Source organism: Streptomyces sp. NPDC038213, from assembly GCF_055600495.1.
This window is the reverse complement of sequence record NZ_JBVJYM010000005.1, coordinates 182,507-196,894: the sequence shown is the minus strand read 5'-3', so window position 1 is coordinate 196,894 and position 14,388 is coordinate 182,507. Positions and strand designations below refer to the sequence as shown.

The following is a 14,388-nucleotide window of genomic DNA, read 5'->3' as shown; positions in this document are numbered from 1 at the left end:
GAAGGAGCCCATCCCGTGACGGAAGGCACCACCTCCTCCGCCGCCGCCGAGGGTGGCGACACCCTTACCCGCCTGGAGCAGGAGGGTGAGATCGCGGCCGACTACCTCGAGGGCCTGCTCGACATCGCCGACCTCGACGGCGATATCGACATGGACGTCGAGGCCGACCGGGCCTCGGTCTCGATCATCAGCGACGCCGGCGGCCGCGAGCTGCAGAAGCTGGTCGGTCACGACGGCGAGGTCCTGGAAGCCCTCCAGGAGCTGACGCGCCTGGCCGTGCACCGCGAGACCGGTGACCGGAGCCGGCTGATGCTGGACATCGCCGGGTTCCGCGCCAACAAGCGCGAGGAGCTCGCTGCCCTGGGTGCCAAGGCCGCGGACGAGGCGAAGAGCAGCGGCCAGGCCGTGAAGCTGGACCCGATGACCCCGTTCGAGCGGAAGGTCGTCCACGACGCGGTCGCCGCCGCGGGTCTGCGCAGCGAGTCCGAGGGCGAAGAGCCGCAGCGCTTCGTCGTTGTGCTCCCGGCCTGATCCGGAGAGATTCCAGAGGTCGGCCCCGTCTGTATCGCAGGCGGGGCCGATCTTTGTCAGCCTGGCAGTCGGGCCGGCAGTCCGCCTGGCCCTCGGGCCGGGCACGCAAGGCAACACAGTGTTCAGTCACCACAGTGCGGTACGGAAGGACGGTCCCCGTGACGGAGGCAGCTGAGCTTCCCCCGGCTCCGGAAGAGGCCCGGGCGGTGTTCGGTGAGTATTTCCCGGCAGCTGTCCGGTACGCGGAGCTGCTGGCGGACGCGGGGGTCAAGCGCGGCCTCATCGGCCCGCGCGAGGTGCCGCGGCTGTGGGAGCGCCACCTGCTGAACTGCGCCGTGCTCTCCGAGGCGGTGCCCTCCGGGGTCACCGTGTGCGATGTGGGCTCGGGCGCAGGCCTGCCCGGTATCCCGCTGGCGCTGGTCCGGCCGGACCTGAAGATCACCCTGTTGGAGCCGCTGCTGCGTCGGACGACCTTCCTTCAGGAGGTCGTGGAGCTGCTGGGCCTGGACCATGTCACCGTGGTACGCGGACGCGCTGAGGAGATGCTCGGAAAGCTCCAGCCGGTGCACGTGGTGACCGCCCGTGCGGTGGCCCCGCTGGACCGGCTGGCAGGCTGGGGCGTTCCCCTGCTGCGGCCCTACGGCGAGATGCTGGCCCTGAAGGGGGACACCGCGGACGAGGAGCTGCTGGCCGCGAAGTCCGCCCTGACCAAGCTGGGTGTGGTGAAGACCTCGGTCCTGCACGTGGGTGAAGGGGTGGTGGACCCCCTCACCACGGTGGTGCGCGTCGAGGTTGGCGAAAGCCCGGGCGGGGTGCGGTTCGCGGCGAAGCGGGCGAAGGCCGCGCGGGCCGGACGGGTCAGGCGGCGCCGCTGAGCTGGGGCCCCGACTGTCCTATTGCGCCCTACAGGTAGGGATTTCGGAGTGTCGTAGCAGGCTGGTGGGGCCGTCCGTGCATCGTGTTTCACGTGAAACCTCGCTCTCTGCTGCACGGAATCATCAGCCGCGGCCGTGCGGCTGCGTCCCCCCGTGGCCGTAAGGCGGCGGGGGGCACAGAGTTGTCCACATCGGTGGATTCATCCACAGGAGTAAGGGGCCCGCTGGTTCGCACCCCCGGAGGCATGGCAGGCTCTGTTCATCGCGAGCCTGAGCCTGAAGTCGAGGAGAGTGAACCAGTGCGCTCCGACGCCAACCTCGCGGGGCCGATGGCCGACCCGGTCCCCGCCCCCCGCACCGAGTCGTCGGGCGACGATGTTTCACGTGAAACATCGCTGCCGCCGTCGTCCCCGGTGGATGCCGACGCCCCCATCGGCCGTGCCGCCCAGATGGCGGTAGCGGCCCTGGGCCGTGCGGGTGAAGGGCTTCCCCGCCCTCCGCAGACCCGGGTGATGGTGATCGCCAACCAGAAGGGCGGGGTGGGCAAGACCACCACGACCGTGAACTTGGCCGCCTCCCTCGCCCTGCACGGGGCGCGGGTGCTGGTGATCGACCTCGACCCGCAGGGCAATGCCTCGACCGCCCTGGGTATCGACCACCACGCGGACGTTCCCTCGATCTACGACGTACTGGTGGAGAGCCGCCCCCTCCTCGAGGTAGTCCAGCCGGTTCCGGACGTCGAGGGCCTCTTCTGCGCCCCGGCGACCATCGACCTGGCGGGTGCGGAGATCGAGCTGGTCTCCCTGGTGGCCCGCGAGAGCCGGCTCCAGCGCGCCATCCAGGCCTACCAGCAGCCGCTGGACTACATCCTGATCGACTGCCCGCCCTCGCTGGGTCTGCTCACGGTGAATGCGCTGGTGGCGGGTGCCGAGGTGCTGATCCCGATCCAGTGCGAGTACTACGCACTGGAGGGCCTGGGCCAGTTGCTGAGGAATGTGGACCTGGTCCGGGCCCACCTGAACCCGGAGCTGCACGTCTCGACCATCCTGCTCACGATGTACGACGGCCGGACCCGGCTGGCCTCCCAGGTGGCCGACGAGGTGCGCAGCCACTTCGGGAACGAGGTCCTGCGGACCAGCATCCCCCGGTCCGTCCGTATCTCGGAGGCCCCGAGCTACGGCCAGACCGTTCTGACCTACGACCCGGGGTCGAGCGGGTCACTGTCGTACCTGGAGGCGGCGCGGGAGATCGCGCTGCGGGGTGTGGGGATGGCGTACGACGGCCGGCACGCCCATATGGGCGGAGTACCGAACAGCACGCAGAGCATGGCGGAGGGGATCCAGTGAGTGAGCGACGTAGAGGTCTGGGGCGGGGGCTCGGCGCGCTGATTCCCGCTGCACCTCAGGAGAAGGCCGGTCCGGCGGTGGGAGCGGGTTCCACCTCCCCCTCGGCGGTGCCCGTACTGACGGCAGAGCGGGGGGTGGCCGCGGCGAAGGTGGCGAGCCTGCCGCAGAGCGCTGTTTCACGTGAAACACCGGCTTCGGAAGAGGTCCCGGCCGAGCCCGAGACCGCGAAGGTGGCGGGCGCGACCTTCGCGGAGCTCCCGCTGGACGCGATCACCCCGAACCCGAGGCAGCCGCGCGAGGTCTTCGACGAGGATGCGCTGGCCGAGCTGGTCACCTCCATCCAGGAGGTGGGCCTGCTCCAGCCGGTGGTGGTGCGGCAGCTGGGGCCCGAGCGCTTCGAACTGATCATGGGTGAGCGCCGCTGGCGGGCCTGCCGTGAGGCGGGTCTGGAGCGGATCCCGGCGATCATCCGGGACACGGAGGACGAGAAGCTCCTCCTCGACGCCCTCCTGGAGAACCTGCACCGGGCGCAGCTGAACCCCCTGGAGGAGGCGGCGGCCTACGACCAGCTTCTCCAGGACTTCAACTGCACCCACGACCAGCTGGCCGACCGCATCGGCCGCTCGCGCCCCCAGGTGTCGAACACCCTCCGGCTGCTGCGGCTCTCGCCGCCGGTGCAGCGGCGGGTGGCGGCCGGGGTCATCTCCGCGGGGCACGCGCGGGCGCTGCTCTCGGTGGAGGACTCGGACGAGCAGGACCGGCTGGCCCACCGGATCGTGGCCGAGGGCCTGTCGGTGCGCGCGGTCGAAGAGATCGTGACCCTGATGGGCTCCAGCCCGCAGAGTTCCGTGAAGCCGAAGGGTCCGCGGGCCGGCGCCCGGGTCTCCCCGGCGCTCACGGACCTTGCCTCGCGGCTCTCGGACCGGTTCGAGACGCGGGTGAAGGTCGACCTGGGCCAGAAGAAGGGCAAGATCACCGTCGAGTTCGCCTCGATGGAGGATCTGGAGCGGATTCTGACCACGCTCGCGCCGGGCGAGGGCCGGGTACTGGACCAGGGCGGCTCCGAGGGCTGAGCCCGCGGAGCAGCGGGAAGTACGGCACAGGGGCGGGCTTCGGTCCGCTCCTTTGCTTTTTCCCGGTTTCGTCCCAATCTCTGGGTGGATACGATGCGTTGAGGTAGGGATTCTCCCTCAAGAGACTGGGAGCCGTCGGAGGTTTCTCGGACATGGGCCGTCGGCTGGTACCGCTCACGCTGGACAATCTGAAGGACTTGCCGCAGCGGTGCCGGTCCTGCGTCTTCTGGGAGCTGGACCCCGTCACGGGGGAGGCTGCCGTCAAGGCGGGCACTCCGGACGTGGAGAAGGAGGCCTGGATCTCCGGTGTCCTGCTGGAGTGGGGCTCCTGCGGCCGGGTGGTCTACGTGGACGAGGTCCCCGTCGGCTTCGTGCTCTACGCTCCCCCCGCCTATGTGCCCCGGGCCCTGGCCTTTCCCACCAGTCCCGTCTCCCCGGACTCCGTCCTGCTGATGACCTCGCGGATCCTGCCGGGCTACCAGGGGCAGGGGCTGGGCCGGGTGATGGTCCAGACGGTGGCCAAGGACCTGCTGCGGCGGGGGTTCAAGGCGATCGAGGCCTTCGGGGACGCCCGCTGGGAGGGCCCGGCCTGCCTGCTTCCGGCTGACCACCTGCTGTCCGTCGGCTTCAAGACCGTCCGGCCGCATCCGGTGCACCCCCGGCTCCGGCTGGACCTGCGCTCCACGCTGTCCTGGAAAGAGGACGTGGAGCTCGCCCTGGACCGCTTGCTGGGAGCGGTGCAGAAGGAGCCGGCGCTGCGCCCCTTGTAAGCAGGAAACGGAACAGGGCCGCTCCGGGAGGGAGCGGCCCTGTTTCACGTGAAACGCCGGGGCGTCAGGCCTTCAGCTCGACGAAGCCGTCGAGGTCGCGCAGGATCGCGGCCTTCGGCTTGGCGCCGACGATGGTCTTGGCGACCTCGCCGCCCTGGTAGACGTTCAGGGTCGGGATCGACATGACCCCGTACTTGGCAGCCGTGGCCGGGTTCTCGTCGATGTTGAGCTTGACGATCTCGATCTGGTCGCCGTACTCGGCGGCGATGGCCTCCAGCGACGGGGCGATCTGGCGGCACGGTCCGCACCAGGCGGCCCAGAAGTCCACCAGGACGGGCTTGTCGCTCTTGAGTACGTCGGCCTCGAACGAAGCGTCGGTCACGTTCTTCAAGGTGCCGGCCACTGCGGCCTCCTTCTTCTTTGCTGCGGTGGGGTGTGGGAGAACTCGGGTCAGACGGTCGCGGCAGCGGTCTCGGAGTCCGAGAGGGCCGCGAGGAAGCGCTCGGCGTCGAGGGCGGCGGAGCAGCCCGTGCCGGCAGCGGTGATGGCCTGGCGGTAGGTGTGGTCGACGACGTCGCCCGCACCGAAGACACCGGTCTGGTTGGTGCGCGTGGAGGGAGCGGCGACCTTGAGGTAGCCCTCGTCGTCCAGCTCCAGCTGGCCCTTGAAGAGCTCAGTGCGGGGGTCGTGGCCCACGGCGATGAACAGGCCCGTCACGGGGAGCTCGGAGGTCTCGCCGGTCTTGGTGTTGCGCAGGGTCAGACCGGTGAGCTTCTGCTCGCCGTGGATCCCGGAGACCTCGCTGTCCCAAGCGAACTTGATCTTCGGGTCGGCGAAGGCGCGGTCCTGCATGGCCTTGGAAGCGCGCAGGCTGTCCCGGCGGTGGACGATGGTGACGGACTTGGCGAAGCGGGAGAGGAACGTGGCCTCCTCCATCGCGGTGTCGCCGCCGCCGACCACGGCGATGTCCTGGTCCTTGAAGAAGAACCCGTCGCAGGTGGCGCACCAGGAGACGCCGCGGCCGGACAGGGCGTCCTCGTTGGGCAGGCCCAGCTTGCGGTGCTGCGAACCGGTGGTGACGATCACGGCCTTCGCGCGGTGCACCGTGCCCGCGGTGTCGGTGACGGTCTTGATCTCGCCGGTGAGGTCCACGGAGACCACGTCGTCCGGGACGAGCTCGGCACCGAAGCGCTCGGCCTGCGCGCGCATGTTGTCCATCAGGTCCGGGCCCATGATGCCGTCGCGGAAGCCGGGGAAGTTCTCGACCTCGGTGGTGTTCATCAGCGCACCGCCGGCGGTGACGGCACCCTCGAAGACGAGCGGCTTGAGCGAAGCGCGTGCGGTGTAAAGGGCGGCCGTGTAACCGGCCGGCCCGGAACCGATGATGATCACGTTACGGACGTCGCTCACGGGTACTTCCTCGTCTCTGCGGACTGCCTGCTGACTACCGGGGGGCCGGTGCTGGGTCTCACCCCACCCAACGGATCCTACGGCGCGTACATTCCCGGGACGCTCCGTGTCGGCGGTAGTCCGGCTCAGGGGCGGGCGTACGTACCGTCGAGCAGGACCTTGCCGCGTCCGCCGGGCGCTGTGCCCTCGCAGGAGGCGTCCACGACGAAGGCGTCGGTCCGGGTGCCGTCCCCGGGGTGCGGATAGAGCAGCAGGAAGGCGTCCTTGCCCTGGTACACGCCCCGCTCCACCGCCAGGGGTGCCCCTTCGCGGCCGGTGCCCGCCTGGACGCAGGCCGGAAGACTGCCGGGAAGCACGGCGCGGGCGTCGGCGGTGTCGGAGCCGAAGGACTCGGCCTGCGGGGACGTGCCGCTCTTGGGGACGATCAGCGGTTCGCCGAGCAACTGCTGGATCTTCTCTTCGAGGTTGTCGGAGCTGAAGGCGGGCGCGGCCTGCACGGACTGGGTTGTGGCGCCCTTCTCCGCCCCGTCGAAGCTGCCGCTCGGCAGCCCGCGGGCGAAGAACAGGCCGAGGAAGACCACGGCCGTACCGGCCAGGGCGGTGCCGACGAGGGCCACCCGGCGGCGGGAGCGGGTGCGGCCCGGGCCGGTGCCGGCGCGCGGACGACCCGCGGGGCGGTCGTCGCCCGGCTTGGCCGCGGGACGGCGCTCGGGGCGCTGCGGCAATGTTTCACGTGAAACATCGGGAGCGGTCCGGTCGGCCGGGGCCCCGGACTCCACCGCGGAATCGGCTTCCTTGGGGGAGGTCGCGTCGAGGAGGGCCTCGGCCGCCAGGGCGGCGTCGATACGGCCGGCGATGTCGGCGGGCATCCGCTGGGGGCCGGGCAGGGTGCCGAGCAGCCCGCGGATCTCCTCCAGGGAGGTGCGCACGTCGGCGCACAGGGCGCAGCCGGTCAGGTGGCCGCGGATCTCGACGGTCCGGTCCGGGGAGAGGATCCCTTCGGTCAGGTCGGAGATCTCCGAGACGTCCGGGTGCCGGATCGCTCCGGTCGTGGAATTCACGCTCGCCCACCTCCGCCCTTCACAGCATCTGGGTCTCTGGGTTCTGCTGCTGGTGGGACGGGTGTCCCCTGCGTCCGGTTCCTTCCCCGGTCGGAGCCCGGGTTATCCCCTGGTCCGGTGCGCAGATGAGTGAGCATCGGCAGCAGTCTGGCCCGGCCGCGGGCGCACCGGCTCTTGATGGTGCCGGTGGGGACTTCGAGGATGCGTGCCGCCTCGGCCACGGGGTATCCCTGCATGTCCACGAGGACCAGGGCGGCCCGCTGCTCGGCGGGAAGGGTGCTCAGGGCGGCCAGCAGCTCCCGGTGGAGGTCCTGGCGCTCGGCGGGCGCCTCGGCCGACTCGTGGGGCTCCAGGAGCTTCTCCAGTCGCTCCGTGTCGTCGAGGGGGGAGGTCCGGCGGACGGCGGCCTTGCGGGCCCGGTCGAGGCAGGCGTTGACCGTGATCCTGTGCAGCCAGGTCGTGACGGCCGACTGGCCCCGGAAGGTGTGGGCGGCGCGGTAGGCGGAAACGAGGGCGTCTTGGACGGCGTCCGCGGCCTCCTCGCGGTCGCCGAGGGTGCGCAGCGCCACCGCCCACAGCCGGTCGCGGTGGCGCCGTACGAGCTCGCCGAAGGCTTCGGGGTCGCCGGAGACATGGCGGGCCAGGAGTTCCTCGTCGGGTACTCCCTGGCTGGCTGGGCCCGGACTCACGTGGCTCCCCCGCACTCTTCTCGGCCCTGGTGCTTCGGTCGGATCAGCCCAGAACGTGGATCTCGGAGATGCCGCCCCGGTAGCCGCCGGTGCCGTCCGCCGGCAGCTCGGTGATGTGGATCAGAACGTACCGGGTGCGCACCGGCTTTTCGAGGGTGGTTTCGAGCTTCTTGCCGACGGTCTCCAGCTTCGTCAGGCGCTGGGTGAAGTCGGAGAGCGAGGAGGGCGAAGAGGCGTCCGGCGCGGCGGCGAGCACCTCGGCCTTCTGCCCGGAGTACAGGTCGATGTCCAGGCCGGACACGTCCTTCACACTGCCGAGGTCGACCACGAGCCCGCTGCCGTCCCGGCGGTTGGGCAGGTTGCCGAAGTTCGGATAGCCCTCGTAGCGGGGGGTGACCCAGGCCGAAGAGGGGTCCCCGTCGAAGGACTTGGCGCTGTACTTCTCGTTTATCGCGTCGCCGCCGGGTGCGAAGACGGAGACCCCGCTGAGGGCCAGGGGCTTGCCCGGGTCCTTCTTCTTGGGCGGGGTGTCGTCGCCGTCGGACGGCTGGGTCTGGCTGGTGCCGCCGGGCGTCCTGAGGTCCAGGAGGCGGTCGGCGAGCTGCCAGCTGCCGAGTCCGAGCGCGGCGATGAGCAGCGCGGCGACACCCCACTTGAGGGCCTTGCCGGTGCGGCTCTGCAGCGGGGGCGGCGGCGGGACGATCGGCTGGGGGGCGCTCGCGATCGGCTGGGGGCGGCCGTAGCTGCCCTGCTGGTAAGTGGTGTGCTGGTACTCGGGCGGAGCGGCGAACGTCGGCTCCGGGGGCCGGATGCGCGGCATGGCCGCAACGGCCTTGGCGAGCCCCTCCGGGGTCGTGCAGGGGGACTCCTGCCGGGAGGCGGTGGCCCCGTCGTTGGCGAGCGCGCGCATGGCGAGTTCACCGAGCCCGCGGTGGACCCCGGCGCGTACCTGGTCCGGCGGGATCAGGCCGACGCCCTTGGGCAGCCCGCTGAGGCCGTGCGCGTCGTCCTCGTACGGCCAGCGCTGGGTGAGGGCGGCGTAGAGCAGGGCGCCGATCGCCTCGGTGTCGCTGCGCTGGGGGTGCTTGCTGGTGATGCCGCGCAGGGCGGCGTTCACGGCCAGGCCGCGGATCCGGTACTGGCCCGAGGAGGTGCGCAGTATGGCGCTCGGGGTCAGCCTCAGGTGGGCCAGGCCCTCGCGGTGGGCGGCGGCCATGGCCTGGGAGACCTGGCTGACGAGCTGATAGGCCTCGTGGGCCTCCAGGGGACCCGCGGCGAGGATGGCGGTCAGCTCGGTGGCGTCGGGGAGCCACTCGTGGACCACGTAGACGAGGTCGTTCTCCTCGACGGCGTCGAGGACCTGGACGAACCGGGGGTCCCCGAGCAGGGCCGAGGAGCGGGCGGCGGCGAGGACGGAGCGGGCCCGCGGGTGGTCCGCGGGGAGCAGGTGGACGCCCACGGCACGACGCAGTTTCTCGTCCATGGCGCGCCAACTGCTGAAGCCGTCCAGACGGGTGACGCACTCTTCGAGGCGGTAGCGTCTGGCGAGCTTGTGCCCGCTGTGCAGTTCGGGCGCGGGGGTGGGGTTCGCGCCCTTGCGGTCGGTGTCCGTGTCGGGTGTGGTCTTGTCCGTCTGCTGCTGGGCTGTCCGGGCCTGCTGGGCTTCCGCCGCCCCGTCGGCCGTGGCTTCCTCCGCCTTGGCGGTCAGCGGCTCGTCGCCGCTGTTGTCAGCCACGTCGACGGCAGCCGTGCTACGTTCCGCCACCGTCGTTCCTGCCTCCCCATCCGTTGCGCGCTGTCGGCCAGTCTGCAAAGCCATGCCAATTGTGCCCACAGTCCGGCGCTATGCACGACACGCGACGGGGAGCGAAGGTTGTGCGCATCAGCGCCCGAGCCGCCCGCGCACCATGCCGACCATCGCGTTCAGCTCCTCGATCCGCATCCGCTTGGCGGCGGCGAGGAACACGCCCATCAGGACGATGCCGCCGGTGAGCAGGGCCACGAGGGAACCGCCGACTCCGCTGCCGAGCATCCGGGTGACGCCGAAGGCGGTGGCGCCGGCGAGGGCGGCCGCGGGGACGCACGCTCCGGCCAGTCGGGCGTATGTGCGCATGACGTGGGCGCCGTCGAGGTCGCCGCCGAGGCGGGTGCGCAGCCGGCGCCAGGCGACGCCCACGCCGACGGTGTAGCCGAGGCCGTAGGCCACGGCCATGCCGACCACGGCCCAGCGGGCCGGGAGCACCAGGAAGGCGGCCACGGAGACGAGCGCGTTGACCGAGGCGACGATGACGGTGTTGTAGAAGGGGGTGCGGGTGTCCTCGTAGGCGTAGAAGCCGCGCAGGACCACGTACTGCACCGAGTACGGGATGAGGCCGAGGCCGAAGGCCATGAGCACGTAGCCGATGTTCCGGGCGCCGCCGCCGGAGCCGGCGTACAGCAGGGTGGCCATCGGCACGCCCAGGGCGAGGAAGGCGAAGGCGCAGGGCACGATCGCGACGGCGGAGGTCCGCAGGCCGTACGAGATGTCGTCGCGGACCGCGGCGGCGTCCCCGTCGTGCGCCGAGCGGGAGATCCGGGGGAGCACCGCGGTCATCACGGAGACCGTGATGATGGCCTGCGGCATCTGCCACAGCAGGAGCGCGTAGTTGTACGCGGTGATACCGGTGCCCGGGGAGCCCTGCTTCTCGGCCACGGCTCCGGCCCAGGTGGCGAGCTGGGTGACGACGACCAGGCCGACCTGGTTGGCGAGGACGAAGAGGAAGGTCCACTTGGCGAGGCGGGCGGCCTTGCCGAGGCCGTGGCCCTTCCAGTCGAACCGCAGGCGGGGCCTGAAGCCGGCGTCGCGCAGGTACGGGAGCATCGCCAGCGCCTGCACGGTCAGGCCGAGCATGGTGCCCAGGCCCAGCAGGCGGACGCCCTCGGCGGTGACGTTGCCGGCGTCGACCTGCGAGGTGGTGAACCCGCCGAAGGCCCAGATGAAGGCGCCGAAGGTGGCGATCACGACGATGTTGTTGAGGACCGGGGTCCACATCATGGCGCCGAAGCGGCCGCGGGCGTTGAGGATCTGCCCGAGCACCACGTGGATGCCCATGAAGAACATCGTCGGCAGGCAGTAGCGGGCGAAGGCGACGGCCACTTCCATCTGCTCGGGGTCCGAGGCGATCTTCGTGGACATCATGCGGATGAACAGCGGCGCCGCGAGGACGCAGACGGTGGTGACACCGGCCAGGAGGACCACGACGAGGGTCAGGAGGCGGTTGGCGTAGGCCTCTCCGCCGTCATCGTCGTTCTTCATGGCGCGGACGAGCTGCGGGATGAACACGGCGTTCAGGGCGCCGCCGCCGACGAGGACGTAGATCATCGTCGGGAGGGTGTTGGCGACCTGGTAGGTGTCGTTGAGGGTACCGACGCCGATCGCGGCCGCGATGACGAGGGTCCGCAGGAAGCCGGTGATGCGGGAGACGATCGTGCCCGCGGCCATGAGTGCGGAGGACTTCAACAGGCTCGCTGCCCGGCCGGCGGGCTTGCTCGGGGCCGGGGCGGCCACGGGCGCTTCCTCGTCGGGCACCGGGGTCCGCGGCGCCGGCGCCTGCGGTACGGGGGCCTGGAAGCCTGCGGCGGCCGGCGGCACGGGGGGCTGGGGGCCGGGGGCCGGGGGCGCGGGGTACGGGTGGCCGGGGGCCTGCACCGGGGCGTACCCGGGGGCCTGCTGGTCGCGGTACAGGTGCGCGAACGCGTCCGGTTCGGGCTGCTCCTCGGCCGCCCGGGTCACCAGCGAGTCCACGCCCACGAACTGCGTGGTCGCGGCCTGGTCCCCGTACGGCAGGTGGCGGGAGGGGCCGTCCGGCTCCGGCGGCGGGGTCTGCGCCCAGACCCGGGGGTCGGGGGAGTGCACGGGCGCGGCCGGGCGCTCGTAGAGGGGGCCCGGCTCCTGGAAGGTGCCGGGCGGGGGCGGCGGGTGCGCGGCGCGGTCGTACAGCGCCTCGGTCACCGGGTCCTGGGCCGAGAGGTCCTGGGCGCGGTAGGGGTCGTGGGCGTAGGCGTCCTGCACGTAGGGGTCCGGCTGCGGCGGTGCAGGGGGCACCGCCTGCCCGGGTACCGGCGCGGCCCGGCCCGGATCGGGGGAGGGCACAGCGCCGCCTGCACCCTGCGCGCGGTCACCGTCGTACGGCGCGTTCATCGAAACCCCACCTCATCGTCCCCGGGCCCGGCCGGCCACGGCATCGCTCAACGGTCCACTGTCTCACTCCGGCCGGACGGGCCATCGCTTTCGGGTCCGGTGTCCGGCGTCGGGTCACTCGGCTGCCCGGTCTGCTCCGCAGCCGTGCGGGCGGCCGCACGCTTGCGGCTGGCGTACATCTTGATGCCTGCGAGGACCAGCAGGAGCATGCCGCCCGCGATGACGAGCATCACCGTCGGGGTGATCTCCGTGGCGTCCACCGTGAACACGCGCTTGTCGCCGTAGGGCACGCCGTCCTTGGTGAAGAGCTGGGCCGTGACCTCGACGGGGCCGCTGGCCGTGGCGTTCGCCGTGAACTTCACGGACTGGCTGTGTCCGCCCTGGACTGCCACGTCCTGCTGGGCCTCGCCCGAGCCGTCGAACATCAGGCGGGCGGCGTTGCCGGACTTCAGCCGCAGGACCAGCCCCTGCACGTCCTGCACCAGGCTGTTCTGCACGGTGACCGGGATGGTCGCGCTGTGCCCGGAGAGGGTGACGTCCGACTTCTGGATCAGTTCGACCCGACCGGTGAGGGTGATCAGGTAGTCCTGTACCTCGTTGCGGTAGACCCGCCCCTCCTGGGCGCGGCCGCGCCAGGAGGTGGACATCTCCCGGTTGAAGGTGTTCCCGAAGGGGTGCTCGACCCGCTCCGGCATGGAGAGGATCACCTTGAAGTTGTCGAGGGTGTTCTGCGTGGTGCGGATCTTCTCGAAGGCCGTCTGGGGCAGCTCCTGCGTGCGCAGGGCCCGCGGGTACCGTCCGGCGCCGGGCACCTGGGTGGTCGCGTCCGGGTCCGGCTTGGACCTCGCGACGGACTCCAGGTCGGCGGCCTGGCTCCAGCGCCCCGACTGCAGGGTCCGCAGGGCCGTGGCCATGCTCTGCGTCTGGCTGAGCGTGGGCATCCGCTGAGGGGCGACGACGAAGCTGCGCGCGGCGTCGGTGTCCTGGAGGTTGAGGGCCAGGCTCTGGGCGAGGAACCGCTGCACGGCCAGGGTGGAGCTGCCCGCCCTCAGCATGTCCCCCGAGAAGGCCGTGGAGAGCCGGGCGTCGGCGACCACCGCGGTGCGCCCGGCCCCGATGGGCCGGGGCGCGGAGGGGGTGTAGCCCAGGTTGCCCGTCTCCCGGAAGCTGTCGCTGCGGGTGAGCACGTGGTGGGCGCCGGCCGAGGTGGCGACGCTGATGATCGACGGGTCCACGGCGCCGTCCACCGGCCAGGAGAAGTCCGTGGACGGGGTGACGTGCAGGATCGTCTCGATCGCTTCTTTGGCCTTCACGGTGGCGGGCCGCAGGTGGCTCAGCGAGCCGGAGACGTTCTTGCCGCGGTGGGCCAGGGAGGCCAGGTCGGGGTCGGCGAAGGGCAGGGCGACCACCTTCTTGCCCTGGACCGCCTTCTCCAGCTCGTTCAGCCAGCGCTCGGCGAGGTCCTGGTGCTGGCCGGGGACCGTACGGCCGTCCGCGGTCCGCACCCGGTACTCGCCGCGCATGGCGTCCACGCTGGCGAGCAGGTCCGGGTCGATCACCCAGCTGACGGGGAGGCCGGCGCCGAGGGAGACCAGCTGGCCCAGCCGGCCGCCGGTCTCCAGCTCGGCGGCCAGGTCGTCGTTCTGGAAGACCGGGGTCTGGGTGTCGTCCGAGCCGGTCTCCGCCGTGAGGTGGGTCGTGGAGACCAGCGGCCAGACGTAGCTGATCTGGGCGCGCTTGTCGGCGGCCTCGGGCTGCCAGGGCAGGAAGGTCCGCTGGATCCCGAAGACCTGCTCCCAGGGCCTGCTCCTGGTCTCGCCGGCCAGCGAGACGCCCAGCTGGTACACCCCGTCCTCGCCCAGGCCGAGCTTGCTGACCGGGATCTTGATGGTGAAGGGCTGGGAGTTCTTCGCCGGCAGCTCCGGCACCTTCACGGCGTACGCGTCGTCGACCTCGGCGGGGTCGACGCCGGGGACGTAGTCGGTGCGCTCGTCCACCTCGTCGATCGTGCTGCGCTCGCTGAGGGCGGGGCCGACCCGCAGGCCGACGCGGGCGTCCGTGATCGTCTCGGAGCCCTTGTTGACCACGGTCCCGGAGATCGTGAGCGTGTCGCCCTTGACGGGGGCGGCCGGGGTGAGGGACTGGAGGGAGACCTCGACCGGGGCCGATCCGGAGCGCGGGGCGGTGCTCGCGGCCTGTGCGGACGTGCCGTCCTGGACGTAGACGAGCCCTGCCAGGACCGGGGTGCCGGCCAGCAGCACGACCGCCCGCCGCAGCCAGCGGCGGCGGGCGGGAGCGGGGGTTGCCCCCTGGATGTCTGCCGCCTCGGCCACGCGCGCCCCGTCCCTCGTCGTGTCAGTGGTCGTCGGTTGTGCGTCCACGCATGGTAACGAGGGCCGCTGTGCGCGAGTGCCGCGGACTGCTCCACATGATCGGCTACGCCCGGCGGGGGT

12 protein-coding genes are annotated in these 14,388 nt (G+C 71.5%); 5 read left to right on the top strand and 7 right to left on the bottom strand.

All coding sequences use genetic code 11. From position 1 onward, the window contains the following. Nucleotides 1-15 precede the first annotated feature (15 nt). The 5 genes from ACZ7JZ_RS10285 (at nt 16) to ACZ7JZ_RS10265 (ending at nt 4,595) form a co-directional block, all read left to right on the top strand. Nucleotides 16-531, top strand: coding sequence for a Jag family protein (locus ACZ7JZ_RS10285; protein WP_470935733.1), 516 nt, complete (start codon nt 16-18; stop codon nt 529-531). Between the two features lie 134 nt (nt 532-665). Continuing rightward, the gene (rsmG, locus tag ACZ7JZ_RS10280; protein WP_470935731.1) at nt 666-1,406 is read left to right on the top strand and encodes a 16S rRNA (guanine(527)-N(7))-methyltransferase RsmG; all 741 of its coding nucleotides are present in this window, start codon (nt 666-668) and stop codon (nt 1,404-1,406) included. Between the two features lie 245 nt (nt 1,407-1,651). Continuing rightward, the gene (locus ACZ7JZ_RS10275; RefSeq protein ID WP_470935728.1) at nt 1,652-2,752 is read left to right on the top strand and encodes a ParA family protein; all 1,101 of its coding nucleotides are present in this window, start codon (nt 1,652-1,654) and stop codon (nt 2,750-2,752) included. Continuing rightward, entirely contained in the window at nt 2,749-3,825 is a 1,077-nt protein-coding gene (locus ACZ7JZ_RS10270; RefSeq protein WP_470935725.1) for a ParB/RepB/Spo0J family partition protein, read from the top strand. The genes ACZ7JZ_RS10275 and ACZ7JZ_RS10270 overlap by 4 nt, the downstream gene beginning before the upstream one ends. Nucleotides 3,826-3,977: 152 nt before the next feature. Beyond that, complete coding sequence (locus ACZ7JZ_RS10265) at nt 3,978-4,595, top strand: GNAT family N-acetyltransferase (RefSeq protein WP_470935721.1); 618 nt, start codon at nt 3,978-3,980, stop codon at nt 4,593-4,595. A 64-nt stretch (nt 4,596-4,659) separates the two neighbouring features. On the opposite strand, the gene trxA is transcribed toward ACZ7JZ_RS10265, so the two are convergent. From trxA to ACZ7JZ_RS10230, 7 genes are all read right to left on the bottom strand, one after another. Continuing rightward, a complete protein-coding gene (trxA, locus tag ACZ7JZ_RS10260) occupies nt 4,660-4,998 on the bottom strand; it encodes a thioredoxin (RefSeq protein ID WP_470935718.1) in 339 nt (112 codons plus the stop codon). Between the two features lie 47 nt (nt 4,999-5,045). Beyond that, entirely contained in the window at nt 5,046-6,005 is a 960-nt protein-coding gene (gene trxB / locus ACZ7JZ_RS10255) for a thioredoxin-disulfide reductase (protein WP_470935715.1), read from the bottom strand. Nucleotides 6,006-6,130: 125 nt separating this feature from the next. Next, nucleotides 6,131-7,066, bottom strand: a complete 936-nt coding sequence (locus ACZ7JZ_RS10250) for a hypothetical protein (RefSeq protein WP_470935712.1) — start codon at nt 7,064-7,066, stop codon at nt 6,131-6,133. After that, nucleotides 7,063-7,755 carry an RNA polymerase sigma factor SigM gene (gene sigM / locus ACZ7JZ_RS10245; protein ID WP_470935709.1) on the bottom strand — a complete coding sequence of 231 codons (693 nt, stop codon included), beginning with the start codon at nt 7,753-7,755 and terminating at the stop codon, nt 7,063-7,065. Before sigM ends, ACZ7JZ_RS10250 begins: the two co-directional genes overlap by 4 nt. Nucleotides 7,756-7,798: 43 nt before the next feature. Next, nucleotides 7,799-9,520: a protein kinase family protein gene (locus ACZ7JZ_RS10240; RefSeq protein ID WP_470935706.1), complete on the bottom strand. Its 1,722-nt coding sequence runs from the start codon at nt 9,518-9,520 to the stop codon at nt 7,799-7,801. 117 nt (nt 9,521-9,637) lie between these two features. Next, on the bottom strand, nt 9,638-11,935 hold the full coding sequence (gene murJ / locus ACZ7JZ_RS10235; protein WP_470935703.1) for a murein biosynthesis integral membrane protein MurJ: 2,298 nt from the start codon (nt 11,933-11,935) through the stop codon (nt 9,638-9,640). A 47-nt stretch (nt 11,936-11,982) separates the two neighbouring features. Continuing rightward, nucleotides 11,983-14,268 carry a DUF6049 family protein gene (locus ACZ7JZ_RS10230; protein WP_470935700.1) on the bottom strand — a complete coding sequence of 762 codons (2,286 nt, stop codon included), beginning with the start codon at nt 14,266-14,268 and terminating at the stop codon, nt 11,983-11,985. Nucleotides 14,269-14,388 lie beyond the last annotated feature (120 nt).

What these genes read in the sequence shown, in the direction of transcription:
- ACZ7JZ_RS10265 (WP_470935721.1), top strand. Translation starts at nt 3,978, where the DNA reads ATGGGCCGTCGGCTGGTACCGCTCACGCTGGACAATCTGAAGGACTTG.
- murJ (WP_470935703.1), bottom strand. Translation starts at nt 11,935, where the DNA reads ATGAACGCGCCGTACGACGGTGACCGCGCGCAGGGTGCAGGCGGCGCT.
- ACZ7JZ_RS10275 (WP_470935728.1), top strand. Translation starts at nt 1,652, where the DNA reads ATGGCAGGCTCTGTTCATCGCGAGCCTGAGCCTGAAGTCGAGGAGAGT.